This window comes from Microbacterium sp. (assembly GCF_035277845.1).
GTDB lineage: Bacteria > Actinomycetota > Actinomycetes > Actinomycetales > Microbacteriaceae > Microbacterium.
Map to the genome: position 1 here is coordinate 19007 of NZ_DATEJS010000267.1, position 17379 is coordinate 36385.

At 70.1% G+C, this 17379-nt stretch carries 19 protein-coding genes; 10 read left to right on the forward strand and 9 right to left on the reverse strand.

Translation table 11 applies throughout. The features are described from left to right. Positions 1 to 61 precede the first annotated feature (61 nt). The 6 genes from VJR25_RS11645 to ilvA all read left to right on the forward strand — a co-directional run bounded on the left by VJR25_RS11645 (position 62) and on the right by ilvA (position 6713). A complete protein-coding gene (locus VJR25_RS11645; RefSeq protein ID WP_324115145.1) occupies positions 62 to 1297 on the forward strand; it encodes an alanine racemase in 1236 nt (411 codons plus the stop codon). Continuing rightward, entirely contained in the window at positions 1294 to 2607 is a 1314-nt protein-coding gene (locus VJR25_RS11650; RefSeq protein WP_324115147.1) for a D-arabinono-1,4-lactone oxidase, read from the forward strand. The genes VJR25_RS11645 and VJR25_RS11650 overlap by 4 nt, the downstream gene beginning before the upstream one ends. 87 nt (positions 2608 to 2694) lie before the next feature. Further along, complete coding sequence (locus tag VJR25_RS11655; protein ID WP_324115187.1) at positions 2695 to 3261, forward strand: LemA family protein; 567 nt, start codon at positions 2695 to 2697, stop codon at positions 3259 to 3261. A gap of 104 nt (positions 3262 to 3365) precedes the next feature. After that, positions 3366 to 4265, forward strand: a complete 900-nt coding sequence (locus VJR25_RS11660; protein ID WP_324115150.1) for a M48 family metalloprotease — start codon at positions 3366 to 3368, stop codon at positions 4263 to 4265. Between the two features lie 25 nt (positions 4266 to 4290). Further along, positions 4291 to 5490, forward strand: a complete 1200-nt coding sequence (locus VJR25_RS11665; RefSeq protein WP_414683778.1) for an AI-2E family transporter — start codon at positions 4291 to 4293, stop codon at positions 5488 to 5490. Next, entirely contained in the window at positions 5487 to 6713 is a 1227-nt protein-coding gene (ilvA, locus tag VJR25_RS11670; RefSeq protein ID WP_324115152.1) for a threonine ammonia-lyase, read from the forward strand. Before VJR25_RS11665 ends, ilvA begins: the two co-directional genes overlap by 4 nt. Positions 6714 to 6788: 75 nt before the next feature. On the opposite strand, the gene greA is transcribed toward ilvA, so the two are convergent. Then, the gene (gene greA / locus VJR25_RS11675; protein ID WP_324115154.1) at positions 6789 to 7280 is read right to left on the reverse strand and encodes a transcription elongation factor GreA; all 492 of its coding nucleotides are present in this window, start codon (positions 7278 to 7280) and stop codon (positions 6789 to 6791) included. A gap of 75 nt (positions 7281 to 7355) precedes the next feature. Next, on the reverse strand, positions 7356 to 7754 hold the full coding sequence (locus VJR25_RS11680) for a DUF4307 domain-containing protein (RefSeq protein ID WP_324115157.1): 399 nt from the start codon (positions 7752 to 7754) through the stop codon (positions 7356 to 7358). 65 nt (positions 7755 to 7819) lie between these two features. Here VJR25_RS11680 and VJR25_RS11685 point away from each other — a divergent pair, with 65 nt between their 5' ends. Beyond that, a complete protein-coding gene (locus tag VJR25_RS11685) occupies positions 7820 to 8068 on the forward strand; it encodes a DUF4381 family protein (RefSeq protein WP_324115159.1) in 249 nt (82 codons plus the stop codon). Between the two features lie 38 nt (positions 8069 to 8106). Here VJR25_RS11685 and trhA read toward each other — a convergent pair whose 3' ends face one another. Further along, positions 8107 to 8817: a PAQR family membrane homeostasis protein TrhA gene (gene trhA, locus VJR25_RS11690; RefSeq protein ID WP_324115162.1), complete on the reverse strand. Its 711-nt coding sequence runs from the start codon at positions 8815 to 8817 to the stop codon at positions 8107 to 8109. 99 nt (positions 8818 to 8916) lie between these two features. On the opposite strand from trhA, the gene VJR25_RS11695 reads away from it, so the two are divergent. The 3 genes from VJR25_RS11695 to VJR25_RS11705 all read left to right on the forward strand — a co-directional run bounded on the left by VJR25_RS11695 (position 8917) and on the right by VJR25_RS11705 (position 12068). Next, positions 8917 to 9702: an isoprenyl transferase gene (locus VJR25_RS11695; RefSeq protein WP_324115165.1), complete on the forward strand. Its 786-nt coding sequence runs from the start codon at positions 8917 to 8919 to the stop codon at positions 9700 to 9702. Positions 9703 to 9980: 278 nt separating this feature from the next. Next, positions 9981 to 11285: a PhoH family protein gene (locus tag VJR25_RS11700; protein ID WP_324115167.1), complete on the forward strand. Its 1305-nt coding sequence runs from the start codon at positions 9981 to 9983 to the stop codon at positions 11283 to 11285. Between the two features lie 129 nt (positions 11286 to 11414). Beyond that, positions 11415 to 12068, forward strand: a complete 654-nt coding sequence (locus tag VJR25_RS11705; RefSeq protein WP_324115169.1) for a hypothetical protein — start codon at positions 11415 to 11417, stop codon at positions 12066 to 12068. An 85-nt stretch (positions 12069 to 12153) separates the two neighbouring features. On the opposite strand, the gene VJR25_RS11710 is transcribed toward VJR25_RS11705, so the two are convergent. Genes VJR25_RS11710 through VJR25_RS11735 form a run of 6 tightly spaced genes read right to left on the reverse strand, consistent with a single transcriptional unit; the run spans position 12154 to position 17306 of the window. Further along, entirely contained in the window at positions 12154 to 12807 is a 654-nt protein-coding gene (locus VJR25_RS11710) for a response regulator transcription factor (protein ID WP_324115172.1), read from the reverse strand. Beyond that, positions 12804 to 14315, reverse strand: coding sequence for a HAMP domain-containing sensor histidine kinase (locus VJR25_RS11715; protein WP_324115174.1), 1512 nt, complete (start codon positions 14313 to 14315; stop codon positions 12804 to 12806). The genes VJR25_RS11710 and VJR25_RS11715 overlap by 4 nt, the downstream gene beginning before the upstream one ends. A 39-nt stretch (positions 14316 to 14354) precedes the next feature. Continuing rightward, entirely contained in the window at positions 14355 to 15743 is a 1389-nt protein-coding gene (locus tag VJR25_RS11720) for a class II fumarate hydratase (RefSeq protein ID WP_324115176.1), read from the reverse strand. Between the two features lie 44 nt (positions 15744 to 15787). Next, positions 15788 to 16441, reverse strand: a complete 654-nt coding sequence (locus tag VJR25_RS11725) for a carbonic anhydrase (RefSeq protein ID WP_324115179.1) — start codon at positions 16439 to 16441, stop codon at positions 15788 to 15790. After that, complete coding sequence (locus VJR25_RS11730) at positions 16438 to 17076, reverse strand: DUF4245 family protein (protein ID WP_324115181.1); 639 nt, start codon at positions 17074 to 17076, stop codon at positions 16438 to 16440. Before VJR25_RS11730 ends, VJR25_RS11725 begins: the two co-directional genes overlap by 4 nt. Next, positions 17076 to 17306 carry an exodeoxyribonuclease VII small subunit gene (locus VJR25_RS11735; RefSeq protein WP_324115183.1) on the reverse strand — a complete coding sequence of 77 codons (231 nt, stop codon included), beginning with the start codon at positions 17304 to 17306 and terminating at the stop codon, positions 17076 to 17078. The genes VJR25_RS11730 and VJR25_RS11735 overlap by 1 nt, the downstream gene beginning before the upstream one ends. Between the last annotated feature and the right edge of the window lie 73 nt (positions 17307 to 17379).

Consider the following 17379-nt stretch of genomic DNA (forward strand, 5'->3'; position numbering starts at 1 on the left):
GTCCCGTACCCGGTGACTCCGCGTTCCTCCCGTAGGGTGGTGGGATGCGAAGGAGCCGCCCGTGAGCCTCGATCTTCTTTCGCCGGCGCCGCTCGTCGGCCGGCCCTGGGAGGACGGCGCGTACTGGCCCGGGATGGCCCAGGCGGTCGCGGGGGAGTCGGGGCCGATCGCCACGATCGACCTCGCCGCACTGCGCTTCAATGCGCTGGACATGGCGGTTCGCGCCGGCGGCGTGCCGATCCGGCTCGCGAGCAAATCCGTCCGTGTCCGCGAGGTCATCGACGCCGCCCTGGCGCTGCCCGGCTTCGCCGGCATCCTCGCGTTCACGCTCCCCGAGGCCCTGTGGCTCGCCGAGCACGGCCACGACGACATCGTGCTCGGGTACCCCACGGCCGACCGGGCGGCGATCCGGCGGCTCGCGACCGACCCCGTGGCAGCATCCCGCGTCACCCTCATGGTCGACGACACCGCGCAACTCGATCTCATCGACGCCGTGCTGCCGCCCGCCGAGCGGGAGACCCTGCGACTCGCGATCGACGCGGACGCGTCGTTCCGGTCGGCGCCGCTCGGACACGTCGGGGTGCGCCGGTCACCCGTGTTCGACGATGAGGATGCGGCGCTGCTCGGCCGGGCCATCGGGCGGCGGCCGGGATTCCGCCTCGTCGGCCTGATGATGTACGAGGCGCAGATCGCCGGGCAGCCGGATGCCGCCGGCACTGCGCAGGACGCCGTCATCCGATGGATGCAGAGCCGGTCGGCGGCCGAACTGCGGGAGCGCCGCGCCGCGATCGTCGCGGCGCTCCGCGAGATCGCACCGCTCGAGTTCGTCAACGGCGGGGGCACCGGGTCGCTCGAGCGCACGTCGTCCGATCCGTCGGTCACCGAACTCGGCGCGGGCAGCGGACTGCTCGCCGGGCACCTGTTCGACGGCTACCGCGCCTTCCAGCCCGCTCCGGCAGCCGCCTTCTCGCTCGAGGTCGTCCGCAAGCCGGCCGCCGACATCATCACCGTGCTGGGCGGCGGATGGATCGCGTCAGGCCCCGCCGTCGCCTCGCGCCAGCCCCGGCCGGTGTGGCCGGTCGGACTTCGCACGCTGACGCGGGAGGGCTCCGGCGAGGTGCAGACGCCGCTTCAGGGTGAGACCGCACGCGATCTGCGGGTCGGCGACCGGGTCTGGTTCCGGCATGCGAAGAGCGGCGAGCTGGCCGAGCGTGTCGACCGGTACCTGCTCGTCGACGACGGCCGTGTGGTCGGCGAGCTCCCCACATACCGCGGCGAAGGAAAGGCGTTCCTGTGACACGACCCGGCGGAGAATGGCGCAACTGGGGCCGATCGGCGCGGGTGCGGCCGCAGCGCGTGGAGTTCCCCGCCAGTGCGGGTGCGGTCCAGCGCGCCGTCGTCGCCGCGGCGGCGCGGGGCATGCGCGTGAAGGCCGTCGGTGCGGGGCACAGCTTCACCGGGATCGCGGTGGCACCCGGGGTACTGCTCGATCTGAGGGATCTGAGCGGGCTCGTGTCGGTCGAGACCGACCGGGCACGCGTCACGCTTCTGGCAGGCACCCGGCTGCACCAGATCCCGAAGCTCCTCGCGCCGTACGGGCTGGCCATGCAGAACCTCGGCGACATCGACCGTCAGTCGATCTCGGGCGCGATCTCCACCGGCACGCACGGCACCGGGGCGGGCTTCGGCGGTATCGCGACGCAGATCGTCGGAGCGGTGCTCGTCACCGCCGACGGCGGACTGCTTCGCGTCGACGACGAGCAGAACCCCGAACTGCTGCCGGCGGTGGTGCTCGGACTCGGCGCCCTGGGCGTGCTCGTCGAGGTGACCGTCCAGTGCGTGCCGGCGTTCGTGCTGCAGGCGGTGGAACACCCGGAGCCCATCGAGGACGTGCTCGCGACCCTGGACGCGCGCGTCGCGGCGGCCGACCACTTCGAGTTCTACTGGTTCCCGCACACCGACGTCGCGCTCACCAAGACGCAGACGCGGATGCCGGCGGCCACTCCACTGCGTCCCCTCCCGCCCGTGGGACGGTGGATCGACGAGGAGCTGCTCTCCAACGGCGTGTACCGGGTCGTGTGCGCGACCGGCGCCGCCGTGCCGGCCGTCATCCCGCCGTTCTCGCGCCTCGCGGTGCGGCTCACCGGCAACCGCGAATACACGGACCTGTCCCACCGGGTGCTCACGCAGAACCGGGACGTGCGCTTCCGCGAGATGGAGTACGCGCTGCCCGCGGAGAACGTGCGCCCCGCCTTCGAAGCGGTCCGCGCCCTCATCGCCCGCGAACGCCTGCGCATCTCGTTCCCGATCGAGGTGCGCTTCGCCGCGGCGGACGATCTGTGGCTGTCGACCGCGCACGGCCGCGCGACGGGGTACATCGCGGTGCACCGGTACTGGCGCGAGGATCCGACCCGCTACTTCACCGCAGTCGAGCAGATCATGACGTCGTTCGGCGGCCGCCCGCACTGGGGCAAGATGCACACGCAGGATGCCGCATCTCTGCGCGACCGGTATCCGCGCTTCGACGACTTCACCGCCCTGCGCGACCGGCTCGACCCGACGCGGATGTTCCGGAACGCCTATCTCGAGCGTGTTCTCGGTGAGTAAGCACTGAGAGATCGATGCGCGCTCGGCGGCGCGCGAAGCGCCGCCGATAGACTGTGGGCAACCCTGGAAACGGAGACATCTGCAATGCTGGAATGGCTGATCCCAGTCCTGATCGTGGTCGCGATCGTCGTCATCATCGGGATCTACCTGTGGGCGACGTACAACTCGCTGGTCCAGCTGAACGTGCGGGTGGACGAGGCCTGGAGCGACATCACGGTGCAGCTGAAGCGGCGCGCCGATCTGCTGCCCAACCTCATCGAATCCGTGAAGGGCTACGCCGCGCACGAGAAGGCCGTGTTCGAGAACGTGACCCAGGCGCGTGCGGAGACGCTGGGCGCCTCCAGCCCCGCCGATGCCGGCGTCGCGGAGGGGCACATGCAGCAGGCGCTGCGTTCGATCTTCGCGGTGGCCGAGGCTTACCCGCAGCTGCAGGCGAGCCAGAACTTCCTGCAGCTGCAGTCCTCCATCACCGACACCGAGGACAAGATCCAGGCATCCCGCCGCTTCTACAACGGCGGCGTCCGCGAGATGAACACCAAGGTCAAGACGTTCCCGAACAACATGTTCGCCAGGCGCCTCGGGTTCGGCGAGCGGGAGTTCTTCGATGTCGTGGACGCCGCGGCGATCTCCGAGCCGCCGCGCGTGCAGTTTTGAGCCGAGACCGGTCGAGGTCGCGCAGCGACCTCGATCCGTCTGCGGCTCGAGGTTGAGCAAGCCGCAGACGAGTCCGAACCCACAGAGCAGGCGGGCCCTCATTCGTGTACTCCGCGATCGCGCGCAACAAGCGCAACACCTGGTTCATCCTCATCGGCTTCGTGCTGTTCATCGGCGCCATCGGGCTGCTCGCCGGCTGGCTGATGGCGAACAACTGGTGGGTCACCGGCTTCGTTCTGGTCTTCGCCGCCGGCTATGCGACCGTGCAGTACTTCGCGGCATCCGGTGAGGCGCTCGCCCTCGCCGGAGCGTTCGAGGTGACGCAGACCGACGCGCCCCGCTACTACCGGATCGTCGAGAACCTCTGCATCACGACCGGCACCCCCATGCCCCGGCTCTACGTGGTGGAAGACGCCGCCCCCAATGCTTTCGCGACCGGCCGCAAACCCGAGCTCGCCGCGATCACGGTGACCACGGGTCTGTTCGAGATCATGACCGATCGGGAGCTCGAGGGGGTGCTCGGGCACGAGCTGGGGCACATCCGCAACTACGACATCCGCGTCTCGATGCTGGTGTTCGGTCTCGTCGTCGCCGTCGGCATCATCGCCGACCTGATGCTGCGCATGGCGTTCTTCGGCGGCGGACGGCGCAACAACGACAACAACGGGGGAGGGCAGCTGCAGCTGCTGTTCTTCGTCTTCGGCATCGTCGCCGCCATCCTGTCGCCGCTCCTCGCCGGGGCGGTGCAGGCGGCGATCTCACGGCAGCGGGAGTACCTCGCGGATGCCACGAGTGCGCTCACGACGCGCGACCCCGAGGGCCTCGCGTCCGCGCTCGCGAAACTGCAGGACAACGCGCGTCCGCTGGCCCGTGCGAACACCTCGATGGCGCACCTCTGGATCGCGGACCCGCTTCGCCCGAACGCGCTCGAGCGCATGTTCTCGACGCACCCGCCCATCCCGGATCGCATCGCGCGCCTGCACGAGATCGGCGGCAGGTTCTGATGCCGCTCAGCCATAGACTGGCGGGATGACCGGTCCCGACAGCACGCCGCCGTCCCGGTGGCGGGGGATGCGCAGCGACCGGCGAGTCGTGGGCACCGTGCGCCCGGAGGCCGAGCAGCTGGTGCCCCGCGGTCTGCGGGTGGCGACCGCCTACGCCTGGCGCCTGCTCGTCATCGCCGCCGGAGTCGGGGTGCTGGTGTGGCTCGTCATCCAGCTGAAGCTCCTCGTGGTCCCGTTGCTGGTCGCCATCCTGGTGACGGCACTCGTGTGGCCCGCGTTCTCGTTCATGGTCCGGCATCGGATGCCGCGGTGGGCGGCCATCGTGGTGACCGTGGTCGCTGCGGTCGCGGTCGTGACGGGACTGCTCACGCTCGCGATCTGGCAGATCACGCTGCAGTGGTCGTCGGTGCAGGCGAGAACCGTCGAGGGCATCGACGCGCTGCGCACGTTCCTCGTGACCGGGCCGCTGCATCTCACCGAGGCGCAGATCGACTCCGTGATCTCGCAGGTCGGCGATTTCGTCCAGCAGCGGGCGCAGGTGCTGTGGACCGGCGCTCTCGCGATCGGGGCCACTGTCGGGCATCTGGCGACCGGGGCGCTCCTGGCGCTGTTCGTGCTGCTCTGCCTCCTCGCGGACGGCGGCGGCATCTGGCGCTGGACGACCAACCTGTTCCCACGCCCCGCCCGAGCCGCGATCGACGGCGCGGGACGTGCCGGCTGGCGGTCGGTCGTCGACTACGCGCGCACGCAGCTGCTGGTGGCCTCCATCGACGCCGTCGGCATCTCCGTCGGCGCGTTCCTGCTCGGGGTTCCGCTTGCGCTGCCGATCGGCGTGCTGGTGTTCCTCGGCGCGTTCGTCCCGATCGTGGGCGCCGTCGTCACCGGCGCCGTCGCCGTCTTCCTCGCGCTCGTGTACAACGGCTGGTTCATCGCCGTCTGGATGCTCGTGGTGGTGCTCGGCGTGCAGCAGCTCGAGGGGCACATCCTGCAACCGCTGCTGATGGGCTCCGCGGTCAAGGTGCATCCGCTCGCCGTCGTGCTCGTGGTGGCGGGCGGCGCGATGATCGCCGGCATCCCGGGGGCGCTGTTCGCGGTGCCGATGGCGGCCTTCGTGAACGTGGTGTGGGTGTATCTCAGCGACCGGGCCTGGGAGACGGGACACATCCCGAGCACCGCCGATCTGATCTGGAGCACGGTGCCGCGCACCAAGAAGGGCGACGAATGAGCTTTCCCACCCTGGCCGACTACGAGGATGCCGCCGCCGAGCTCACCGGCGTCATCTCGGACACCCCCGTCGACCACTCGCAGCATCTCTCGGACGTGCTCGGCGCGCCCGTGCTGCTCAAACTCGAGAACCTCCAGCGCACCGGGTCGTTCAAGATCCGCGGCGCCGTGAACCGCCTCTCCAAGCTCACCGAGGCCGAGCGGCGCCGCGGTGTGGTGGCGGCCTCCGCGGGGAACCACGCCCAGGGGGTGGCGCTCGCGGCGCACCAGCTCGGGATCCCCGCGACCATCTTCATGCCGCTCGGCGTGCCCGTGCCGAAGCTGCTGGCGACCCGCGGCTACGGCGCGGACGTCGTCCTGGACGGCGAAACCGTCGAGACCCCGCTGCAGCGTGCGGCGGAATTCTCCGAGCAGACCGGCGCCGTGTTCATCCACCCGTACGACCACCGCGACGTCATCATCGGACAGGGCACCCTCGGCCTCGAGGTGTGGCGCCAGGTGCCCGACCTCGACACCGTGATCATGGGCATCGGCGGCGGCGGTCTCATCGCCGGCGTCGCCGGAGCGATCAAGGCCCGTGCTGCGGCCGTCGGGCGCACGGTGCGCGTCATCGGGGTGCAGGCGGCGAACTCCGCGCCCTATCCGCCGTCCCTCGCCGCAGGGCGCCCCATCGAGCTCGAGACCACGCCGACGATCGCGGACGGCATCGCGGTCCGGCGGCCCGGTGACGTCCCCTTCGAGATGATCCGTGCGCTCGTGGACGAGGTCGTCACCGTCACCGAGGACGACATCGCGCGCGCCCTCCTGGTGCTGCTCGAGCGCGCGAAGCAGGTCGTCGAGCCGGCCGGTGCGGTCGGCGTGGCGGCGATCCTCGCCGGCAAGATCGCGCCCACGGGCACGACGGTCTCGATCCTGTCCGGCGGGAACATCGACCCGCTGCTCCTGCAGCGCGTGGTGGCGCATGGCCTTGCGGCATCGGGCCGCTACATGACCCTGCGCATCCCGCTGCCCGACCGTCCCGGCCAGCTCTCCCAGGTGTCGGAGCTGCTGGCGAGTGTCGGCGCGAACGTGATCGAGGTGCTGCACACGCGCCACGGTCAGGGCCTGCAGATCAGCGAGGTGATCCTGCAGCTGAGCGTCGAGACGCGCGGCGAGGATCACCGGGCCGAGGTGATCCGCACCCTGACCGCCGCCGGGTTCTCGCCGACCGTGATGCCCGACTGACCGTTCCCGCGACGCACGCAGAGAGCCCCGCTGCCCGGAATGACCGGCAGCGGGGCTCTCTTGCAGGGGATCGACCTACTGGCCCGCGTAGGTCTCCACCTTGATGATCTCCACGGCGATGTCGCGCCCGTTGGGAGCCTGGTAGCTGGTCTTCTCGCCCTCCTTGAGTCCGAGGATGGCTGCGCCGAGCGGTGAGGCCTCGCTGTAGACGTCGAGTTCACTGTCCGCCGCGATCTCACGGCTGCCGAGCAGGAAGACCTCTTCGCCGCCGGCGATGGTCGCGGTCACCACGGTGCCGGATTCGACGATGCCGTTGGATTCCGGCGCCTCGCCGACCTTCGCGTCCTTCAGCAGCGCCTGCAGCGTGCGGATGCGAGCCTCCTGCTTGCCCTGCTCGTCCTTGGCGGCGTGGTAGCCGCCGTTCTCCTTCAGGTCGCCCTCCTCGCGGGCGATCTCGATGCGCTTGGCGATCTCCTCGCGCCCGACCGTCGAGAGCTGCTCCAGCTCCGAGGCGAGGCGGTCGTAGGCCTCCTGGGTGAGGAATGTGACGGGAGCGTCGTTCGACACGTCGGTCTCCTTCGTTCATCGGATATGAAGGACGCCCCGGTGCAGACCAGGGCGTCGAAAGGGCGTTCGGCCAGCCTAGGGCACCCAGCAGGAGTTCACCAAACCTGTCGTCGCTCTGCCGACGGTGGGGATGGACTCGGTCAGCGTGCGGTTGTGGCCGGCGGCGGATGCCGGATACTCGATCACCTTCCAGCCCACGATGCCGTGGTCCGTGTCGTCGGCTTCCAGCACGCACGCCACCTTCGAGCCCGCCGGCGCGGTCAGCTGGAAGGTCACGCTCGTGGACGAGGCATCCACGATCTTGTACGAGGTCGCGGAGGCGCTCACGGCGTTGGAGGCGTTGCCGAACGACATCCACGCGATCACGCCGACGATGACGGCGATGACGGCGCCGGCGATGATCGAGGACCGTCGCCGCGACGTCTTCGCGCGGGTGCGGCCATAGCGCTCGTCGAGCATGGCTTGCGTCGTCATCGGGTCTCCATCGGCAAGTTAGGCTTGGAATCCAGGCTAAGCGCTTCCGCGCGGATCGAGGACACATGCACCCTTTGCTCATCGTGCTGAGCGCGGCGACGCCGAGCCCGTCCCCGACCGGACCCGACCCGACGTCGGTCACGCCGGGCGCCTGGGGCTTCGGCGCGATCCTGCTGATCGCGCTCGTCGCGGTGCTGCTGGTGTGGGACATGATGCGCCGCATCCGCCGGGGAAGGTACCGCGCAGAGGTGCGTGAGGAACTCGACGCCGAGCAGGCCGCGTCGGACACGCGGGACGACGAGCCCCGCGACTGACGTCGGCACGCTCGCCGTCCGCCCACCCACGGAGCGGTTCAGCCCGCGTGATACACGGGGTTGAGCGCGATGAGCAGGCACGCCGACCAGTGGCAGGCGAAGGCGAGCACCGTGCACACGTGGAAGATCTCGTGGAAGCCGAAGACGGACGGCCACGGATTGGGGCGCTTGAGCGCGTAGACCACGGCACCCGAGGTGTAGAGCAGGCCGCCGATGATGATCAGCACCATCATCGCGACATCGGCCTGGAACAGCGGCACGATGTCCATCACCGCCGCCCAGCCGAGCACCATGTAGAGGGCGACGTAGATCCATCGCGGCGCGCCCAGCCAGAAGACGCGGAACAGGATGCCCGCGATCGCCCCGCCCCACACCAGCGAGAGCAGCAGCACCGCCTTGTCGGTCGGCAGGGCAAGCACCGCCATCGGCGTGTACGTGCCGGCGATCAGCAGCAGGATGTTGGCGTGGTCGATGCGCCGGAAGACCGCTTTCGTGCGCGGCCGCCAGGGGATGCGGTGGTAGAGCGCGGAGTTGCCGAACAGCAGCAGAGACGTGAGCGCGAGGACCGCAGACGACCACTTGGCGGCGGCGCCGTGGGCGAGGCAGATGAGCACGATCCCGGCTGCGACGGCCAGGGGAGTGGTGGCCGCATGGATCCAGCCGCGCCAGGCCGGCTTGATCTCCAGCAGAGGCCCCGGGGTGGCAGGAGGCAGCGGGCTGCCGGCGACTCCGGGCGGGATTGCGGTCATCTGCCGATTTTACGCGCCGTGGTATGCCGTCCGCCGTACATAGGCTGGACGCCGCCTGGGCAGCGGGCGACGGGCGGGCTCGGGCGGTAGCGTAGGAGCGTGACATCTGCCGGGTCGAACGAGGGCCGGGGTCCGCTGTACCGGCTGTACATCAATCGACTTCGCCGCCAGCTGCCCCCGCAGGCTGTGCCCCGCCATGTCGCGATGATGATCGACGGCAACCGGCGCTGGGCCCGGCAGCTCGGCTTCTCGTCGGTCGCGCACGGCCACCGTGCCGGCGCGGCGAAGATGCGCGAGTTCCTCGAGTGGTGCGACGACGTGGGCGTCCGCGTGGTCTCGCTCTACCTGCTCTCCCTCGACAACCTGCAGAAGCGGGACGCCCAGGAGCTCACGGATCTGCTGCAGATCATCGCCGAGCTCGCTGACAGCCTCTCGCACGCCCGCGACTGGAGGGTGCAGCACGTCGGCCGCGCCGAGGCGCTGCCGCCCGACCTCGCCCGGGTTTTGGCCGCGGCCGAGGAGCGCACCCGCGAGAACGCCGGCCTGCATGTGAACCTGGCGGTCGGGTACGGCGGCCGCGGGGAGATCGTCGACGCGGTGCGCAGCATCATCCAGCAGCACGACGAACGCGGCGGCACCCTGGAGGAGCTGGCGGCGAGCCTCACCCCGGAGCAGATCGGCGAGCATCTGTACACCGGGGGACAGCCGGACCCCGACCTCGTGATCCGCACGTCGGGGGAGCAGAGGCTCAGCGATTTCCTGCTGTGGCAGTCGGCGCACAGCGAGTTCTACTTCGTGGAGGCCCTCGGCCCCGACCTGCGCGAGGTCGACTTCCTCCGCGCGATCCGCGACTACACGCGCCGGAACCGCCGCTTCGGCGGCTGACCGGTGCCGGTCGTCGCCGGCCGTTCATGTTCCGGTCACGGACTGTCGGCGTGTCATCCAGCCGAGCGGGGACCCGCGGGCAATAGGTTGCGGGTATCGGGCATCGTGCCCGATCGGGTCGGCCGGACGGAAACGACTCGGAGCCGCCGGCAGCCTGAGAGCGTCCGGGACATGTCCCGGGTGGGGAGCCGGTCGTGACCGCACAGGTTGAACTGCACGGACCAGCAGAAGCTTCGATCCGCGAGGGGGCGCCCCGTCGGGGGCGTGCGCGCGAAGCGATGACGCCGCAGGGGGTGCGCACGTACGTGCTCGACACGTCCGTGCTGCTGAGTGACCCGGGGGCCTTCTTCCGCTTCGCCGAGCATACGGTGGTGGTCCCGCTCACCGTGATCGTCGAGCTCGAGGGCAAGCGCCACGATCCGGAACTCGGCTACTTCGCACGCCGTGCGCTGCGTCATCTGGACGACCTGCGGGTGGCGCACGGACGCCTCGACCTTCCGATGCCGATCGGCGACGGCGGCACGCTGCGCGTGGAGCTGTCCGACGCGGACGCGAGCGCGCTGCCGGCCGGGATGCGGCTCGGCGACAACGACACGCGGATCCTCGCCGCAGCCGCATCCATCGCGGCGGACGGCGAGGACGTCACCGTCGTCTCGAAGGACCTGCCGATGCGGGTGAAGGCGTCCGCCGCAGGGCTCTCGGCGGAGGAGTACCGCGCCGACCAGGTCATCGAATCGGGCTGGACCGGCGTCGCCGAACTCGCCATCTCGGGCGACGAGATGAGCGACCTGTACGAGACCGAGATCGCGACGAGCGATGCGGTGCGGGGGATGCCGGTGAACACCGGCCTCGTGATCCACTCCGAGCGCGGTTCGGCGCTCGGGCGGGTGACGGACGCGGACGGCGAGTACCGGCTGGTGCGCGGCGACCGGGACGTGTTCGGCCTGCACGGGCGCAGCGCGGAGCAGCGCCTGGCGATCGACCTGCTGCTGGATCCCGCCGTCGGCATCGTCTCCCTCGGCGGTCGTGCCGGAACCGGAAAGTCGGCCCTCGCCCTCTGTGCGGGGCTGGAAGCCGTCCTGGAGCGTCAGCAGCACCGCCGGATCGTGGTCTTCCGCCCGCTGTACGCGGTCGGCGGCCAGGAGCTCGGCTATCTGCCCGGCGACCAGCAGGAGAAGATGAGCCCGTGGGGGCAGGCGGTTTTCGACACGCTGGGCTCGGTGGTCTCCGGGAACGTGGTCGAGGAGGTGATGGCGCGGGGCATCCTCGAGGTGCTTCCGCTCACCCACATCCGCGGGCGCACCCTGCACGATGCATTCGTCATCGTGGACGAGGCGCAGTCCCTGGAACGCAACGTGCTGCTCACGGTGCTGAGCCGGATCGGTCAGAACTCTCGCGTCGTGCTGACCCACGATGTGGGCCAGCGGGACAACCTGCACGTCGGCCGTCATGACGGCGTCGCGTCGGTCATCGAGACGCTCAAGGACCACGACCTGTTCGGTCATGTGACCCTGACGCGGTCGGAGCGCTCGGCTGTGGCGGCCCTCGTGACACGCCTGCTCGAAGCAGGCGAGCTCTCGTGAGCCCGACGGACTAGAATGTGAACGAAGAACCGTGTGAGAAGAGTCTCATGGGTGATTCATGACATTCGCGGCAGGTTGCGCCACACTGTTATTCAGGCACGACTACGCACCTAGATGAGGAGAACCGCGGTGGACTCGCGACAGAGCATGATGATCGGCGGCGCAGCCGTTGCCGTCGTCACGCTCGCCGTCGCGTCGGCCGTGACGATCGGCAGCGCACTCGCGCTGAACGACGCATCCGGTCAAGCCCTCGCGCAGTCCGCGATCAGCCTGCCCGGCGGCATCCAGCGCGTCGCGCACAGCACGGCTCACACGGACGCGGTCACGGTGGCCGCGCCCGCGCCGGCCACGGTCGCGCGCTCGACGAGCCGTACGGTCGCCGACGCGCAGTCCGTCTCGGCGAGCACGGCGACCCGCGCGACCGCCTCGGCATCGAGTGCTCATCGATCGACGACCGCGGCCGCGAACTCGGGTTCGTCGTCCGCGGGCACCGACCGGTCCGCGGCGGCAGCGCCGGCTGCGGCCCAGGCCGCGCGGCAGAGCGCGGTGGCAGCAGCCGAACGCAAGGTCGAGCAGGAGCTCGCCCGACTCGCGAAGCTGGCCGAGCGCACCGTGCACCCGCACCGCAACGCCCTCCTGATCGCAACTCCCCAGATCTCGTCCCTCGGGACGATCCAGACCCCCGCCATTGCGGCGGGCGACGAATCCGGCACGAAGGAGTCCCCCAGCTCCGCCGGATCGAAGAAGGAACAATCGCCGCGCTCCCCAGACGCGCGCGATTGATGGTTGAAGTCCCCAGCTTCAACCCCTCGAGCTCCCGGCGTCCCCAGCGCCGGGAGCTTCTTCGTTCGGTCGCGGTCGCGCCCGGTCACTCCCAGCGGTAGCCCGCGCCGCGCACGGTCGTGATCCGCTCGTGGCCGAGCTTGGTGCGCAGGTAGCCGACGTAGACGTCCACGACGTTCGACCCGGGATCGAAGTCCATTCCCCACACCTGACGCAGCAGGTGCTCGCGGGACAGCGTGTCACCGGCGTTCCGGAGGAACTCCTCGGCCAGCGCGAACTCCCGTGCCGACAGGTCGATCTCGCGGCCGTTGATGCTCGCGCGCCGTGAGGACGGGTCGAGCAGGAAGCCGTCGCGCAGCAGCGGGCCGCCCTGCACCTCGGCCTCCCGCAGACGCGAGCGCACGCGGGCCAGCAGCTCGTCGACCGTGAAGGGCTTGCGCACGTAGTCGCTGGCGCCGGCATCCAGCCCGAGAACCGTGTCGTGCGTGCTGGTGCGGGCGGTGAGCATGATGATCGGCATGCGGAGGCCATCGGCACGCAGGGTCTGCAGCACCTCGAAGCCGTCCATGGTGGGCAGCCCGACATCGAGCAGCACCAGGGAGATGTCGCCGTGGCGGGCCCGTTCCAGGCCCTCCGCGCCGTCCTCGCAGATCACGGTCTCGTACCCGGCGTGCTGCAGACCGCGCGCCACGAACGACGCGATGTGCGGCTCGTCTTCGACGATCAGGATCCGTGTCATTCCACTGCCTCTCGTTGCATGAGCACATCTCCGGCGCGCACCGGCGAAGGGAGGTGCTCGGCGCGCAGCGGCAGATGGATGGTGATGGTTGCGCCGCCGCCGGGTGTGTCGGTCACGGCGACCGAACCGCCGTGGGCGCGGGCGATGGCATCGACGATCGCGAGGCCCAGCCCGGAACCGCTGACACCGCGACTTCCCCCGGCCCGGTCGAAGCGCCGGAAGACGCGGTGGCGGGCCGCAGGCGCGATGCCGGGACCGTGGTCCCGCATCCACAGGCGTACGTGCGTCGCGTCGGCGTCGCTTCCGACCTCGATCGGGCTGCCCTCCGGCGTGTACTTGGCGGCGTTGTCGGCGAGCTGGAGCCACGCCTGGAGGAGGCGATCGCTGTCCCCGGCGATGACGCCGTCGTACACATCGGCGACCAGCCAGGTGTGCCCGGGGATGACGGCGACGAGGTCGCCGGCGCGTCGCGTCAGGTTGGCGACCTCGACCTCGGTGATCGTGAGGTCGTCCGGACCCTCGAGCGAGGCGAGCGCGTCGATGTCCTCGACCAGCCGGGTCATCCGATCCAGCTCCGCCATCCCGATCTCGCGGGTCGCCTCGACGTCGGCCGGGTCCGCCGCGTCCATCAGCTCCAGATGTCCCCGCACGATCGTGATGGGCGTCTTCAGCTCGTGCCGGACGTCGTCCAGCAGCTGTCGCTGCACGTCGACGGAGCCTTCGAGCCGGTCGAGCATCGAGTTGACGGTCCTGGTCATGTCGGAGATGTCGTCGTTCCCCTGTTCGGGGATGCGGGCGCCGAGGTCGGTGAGCGTGATCGCGTCGGCGGTGTCGCGCAGATGTCGGATGGGGGAGAGCAGGCGTCCGACGACGAACCATCCCACCGTGCCGATGGCCACCAGCATGATGAGCGCCGCGAGCGCGTAGGTGGCCCCGGATGCGGTCACCGGCGCCAGTTCGCCGTCGAGATCGACTGCCCGGATGTACACGCCGCGCTCGGGATCGCCCTTCATCGTCACCGGGATGGCGATGTAGCGAAGCGACCCCTGGGCGGTGCGGGCGGTGCCGAGAACGGCGGCATCCGCATTCCTCGTCTCGGCGACCACGCGTTTGATGAACGCGGTGTCGTGCGAGATGTCGAACCCGGACAGCGTCTCGGGGCGGTACCGCGCCTGCCCGTCGAGCACGGCCACGGACGCCTCGTTCTGCGCGGGCACGAGCAGCGCGACGGCGGCCTTCAGGTAGGCGTCCACGGACGCGAAGTTCTTGATGTTGAGCGGGTCGCCCGATGCCGACCCCGAGGACGTCTGACCGGTCGGTCCGGCGCTCGCGACCGTCTGCAGGCTCGCCACCTGGGCGTGCAGTCGCTGGTCGATGTCGGAGAACGCCCTCTTCTGCTGCACCGCGAACGTCACGCTGCCCACCACCGCCAGACCCACGCACGCGACGGCGAGAACAGCACCGACGATGCGTGCGCGGGCCGAGACGGGCTTGCGCGTACGTTCCACTCTGCGATTATCGCCGCAGCGACTGGGAAATGGAGCCGGTCAGCCCGCGTGGGTCATCGAGAGCAGGTCGAGCCGGGAGTCCAGTTCGGCCTCCGTGATCTCGCCGCGCGCGACGTAGCCGAGATCGATGACGGCCTCGCGCACGGTGATGCCCTGGGCGACCGAGTGCTTCGCGATCTTCGCGGCGGCTTCGTACCCGATGACCTTGTTGAGCGGCGTCACGATCGACGGCGACATCCCGGCGAACGCGGCGGCGCGCTCGAGGTTCGCCTGCAGGCCGTCGACGGTCTTGTCGGCGAGGACGCGCATCGCGTTGGCGAGCAGTCGGATCGACTCGAGCAGAGCGGTGCCCATCACCGGGATGGCCACGTTGAGCTCGAACGCGCCGGAGGCTCCGGCCCAGGCGATGGTCGCGTCGTTGCCGATGACGCGGGCGCAGACCATGAGCGTGGCTTCCGGGATGACCGGGTTGACCTTGCCGGGCATGATGGACGATCCCGGCTGCAGGTCGGGGATGTGCAGTTCGCCGAGGCCGGTGTTGGGGCCCGAGCCCATCCAGCGCAGGTCGTTGTTGATCTTCGTCAGCGACACGGCGATGGTGCGCAGGGCTCCGGATGCCTCGACGAGGCCGTCGCGGTTCGCCTGCGCCTCGAAGTGGTCCTTCGCCTCGGTGATCGGGAGCTCGGTCTCGGCCGCGAGCAGCTCGATGACCTTCTGCGGGAAGCCGATCGGCGTGTTGATCCCGGTGCCGACGGCCGTGCCGCCCAGCGGCACCTCGGCGACGCGGGGGAGGGCGGCCTGCACGCGCTCGATCCCCAGGCGGATCTGCCGCGCATATCCGCCGAACTCCTGGCCGAGCGTGACCGGGGTGGCATCCATCAGGTGGGTGCGGCCCGACTTGACCGCGTCCTTCCACAGCTCCGCCTTCGCCTCGAGGGCGACGGCGAGGTGGTCCAGGGCCGGGATCAGGTCGTCGATGAGGGCCTGCGTGACGGCGATGTGCACCGAGGTCGGGAAGACGTCGTTGGAGGACTGCGACGCGTTCACGTGGTCGTTCGGGTGCACGGGGGCGCCGAGACGGTTGGTGGCCAGCGTCGCGAGCACCTCGTTCATGTTCATGTTCGAGGACGTGCCGGACCCGGTCTGGTACGTGTCGACCGGGAACTGGTCGTCGTGGACGCCGGAGATGACCTCGTCGGCGGCACCGGCGATCGCATCGGCGATCGCGGCATCCAGCACGCCCAGTTGGGCGTTCGCGAGCGCGGCGGCCTTCTTGATGCGGGCGAGCGCGGCGATGTGCGCGGACTCGAGGCCCTTGCCCGAGATCGGGAAGTTCTCGACGGCGCGCTGCGTCTGCGCACCGTACAGGGCGGATGCCGGCACCCGCACCTCACCCATGGTGTCGTGCTCGATGCGGTACTCAGTCATGCTCGTGCCTTTCCTGCGGCGGGGCCGCGCGTGTGCGTGTGTGTTCAGGCCTCGGTGTCGGACACCGGGCCGATGATGATGTGGGCGTCGGCGCGCCCCTCTTCGAGTCGGTAGTTCGCGCCCACCACGGCCAGGCGTCCCTCGTCGACGGCACGGGAGACGATGTCCGAGGAGTGCATCAGCTCGTCGATGGTGTCCCGCAGATGCTCTCGGCCGACGAGTTCCGAATCGACGTTCAGCGGCGTCGCGTCGGGATCGGCGCGCATCACGCGCTGCACGGCCGGGACGATCGGAGCGATCAGCCGCCAGATGTGCGGCGGAAGCTCGGGGGCATCCTGACGCGTGCTGTCGATCGAGGCGCGCACCGCGCCGCAGGCGTCGTGGCCGAGCACCACGAGCAGCGGCACCTCCAGGATCGCGACGGCGTACTCGATGCTCCCGACGACGGATTCCGACAGCACCTGCCCGGCGTTGCGGATGACGAACAGGTCACCGAGCCCCTTGTCGAAGATGATCTCCGCCGCGAGGCGGGAGTCGGCGCAGCCGAACAGCGCGGCGATGGGGCGCTGACCGGTGGTCAGCTCGTGGCGGCGCTCCACGTCCTGGGCGGGGTGATGGGGCGCTCCGGATACGAAGCGGTCGTTGCCGCTGCGCATCTCGTCCCATGCCTGCTGGGGAGTCGGGCGGACGTCGGTCATGAGGCTCCTGCACGTAGGGATCGGATCTGGTCGGCGAGGGCACGGGCCGCCGTGGCCGCCGTGTCGGGGTCGGTGGCGCCGTAGACCATGATGCGGTCGCGGCCGGCGGCGGTGGCGAGGGCGTACGAGACGTTGCCCGCCTGAGCCGGGTCGCCGATCTCGTAGCGCGTCCAGACGATCCCGTCGATGGTGACGGTGCCGTCGCTCGGCGCGCTGTTCAGCAGCCGCGCATCCCAGGTGGTGTCGGCGCCGAACCCCTGCGCGACGTTGAGGAAGCCCTGCGTTCCGGGAACGTACGTGATCGTCCAGGTCGCGACCTTGTCGCCGCTGACGTTCGCGGCGTTCACCCGCCAGGACGACGGCACGACGGGGACGACCGGCTTGGTGCCGTAACCCGACGCCACCTGCTGTGCCTGGGCGGCGACGTCGATCTTCGCGTTCTGGGCGATGTCCCCACGCGGCACCATGGCCGTGACGACGAACACGATGGCGAGGGTCGCGATGAGCGCGGCGATCAGATTGCGGAACGTCTGGCTCGAGCGGTAGACGCGGGATGCCTCCGCCTTGCGGTCCGCGGTCTCCTCGGGTGTCTCGGGGCGACCGAGCTCCGCCACGATTCGCGGGTGGGATGCCATCAGGCGTCACCGTCCGACGATGCACCTCGGGCCGCGTCGAGGCGCTTGCGGGCGCCGACGAGCCATTCGTCGCAGCGGTTGGCGAGCGCCTCGCCCCGTTCCCACAGCGACAGCGACTGCTCGAGGGTCGGTGCGCCCTGCTCGAGCTCCGCGACGACGTGCATGAGCTCGTCGCGGGCCTGCTCGAACGTCAGGGTCGCCACATCCGCAGCGCCGTTCGCATCGGTCATGGTCACCAGTCTACGGGGCCGCGGATTCGGCGACTTCGCCTTCGGACACCGCGGCGATCGAGCCCCGATCGAC

Coding starts and splice junctions, on each gene's coding strand:
- VJR25_RS11700 (WP_324115167.1), top strand. CDS start 9,981: ATGACGCCGCAGGGGGTGCGCACGTACGTGCTCGACACGTCCGTGCTG.
- VJR25_RS11725 (WP_324115179.1), bottom strand. CDS start 16,441: ATGACCGACGTCCGCCCGACTCCCCAGCAGGCATGGGACGAGATGCGC.
- trhA (WP_324115162.1), bottom strand. CDS start 8,817: ATGACCGCAATCCCGCCCGGAGTCGCCGGCAGCCCGCTGCCTCCTGCC.
- ilvA (WP_324115152.1), top strand. CDS start 5,487: ATGAGCTTTCCCACCCTGGCCGACTACGAGGATGCCGCCGCCGAGCTC.
- VJR25_RS11735 (WP_324115183.1), bottom strand. CDS start 17,306: ATGACCGATGCGAACGGCGCTGCGGATGTGGCGACCCTGACGTTCGAG.
- VJR25_RS11665 (WP_414683778.1), top strand. CDS start 4,291: ATGACCGGTCCCGACAGCACGCCGCCGTCCCGGTGGCGGGGGATGCGC.
- VJR25_RS11720 (WP_324115176.1), bottom strand. CDS start 15,743: ATGACTGAGTACCGCATCGAGCACGACACCATGGGTGAGGTGCGGGTG.
- VJR25_RS11710 (WP_324115172.1), bottom strand. CDS start 12,807: ATGACACGGATCCTGATCGTCGAAGACGAGCCGCACATCGCGTCGTTC.
- VJR25_RS11685 (WP_324115159.1), top strand. CDS start 7,820: ATGCACCCTTTGCTCATCGTGCTGAGCGCGGCGACGCCGAGCCCGTCC.
- VJR25_RS11730 (WP_324115181.1), bottom strand. CDS start 17,076: ATGGCATCCCACCCGCGAATCGTGGCGGAGCTCGGTCGCCCCGAGACA.
- VJR25_RS11680 (WP_324115157.1), bottom strand. CDS start 7,754: ATGACGACGCAAGCCATGCTCGACGAGCGCTATGGCCGCACCCGCGCG.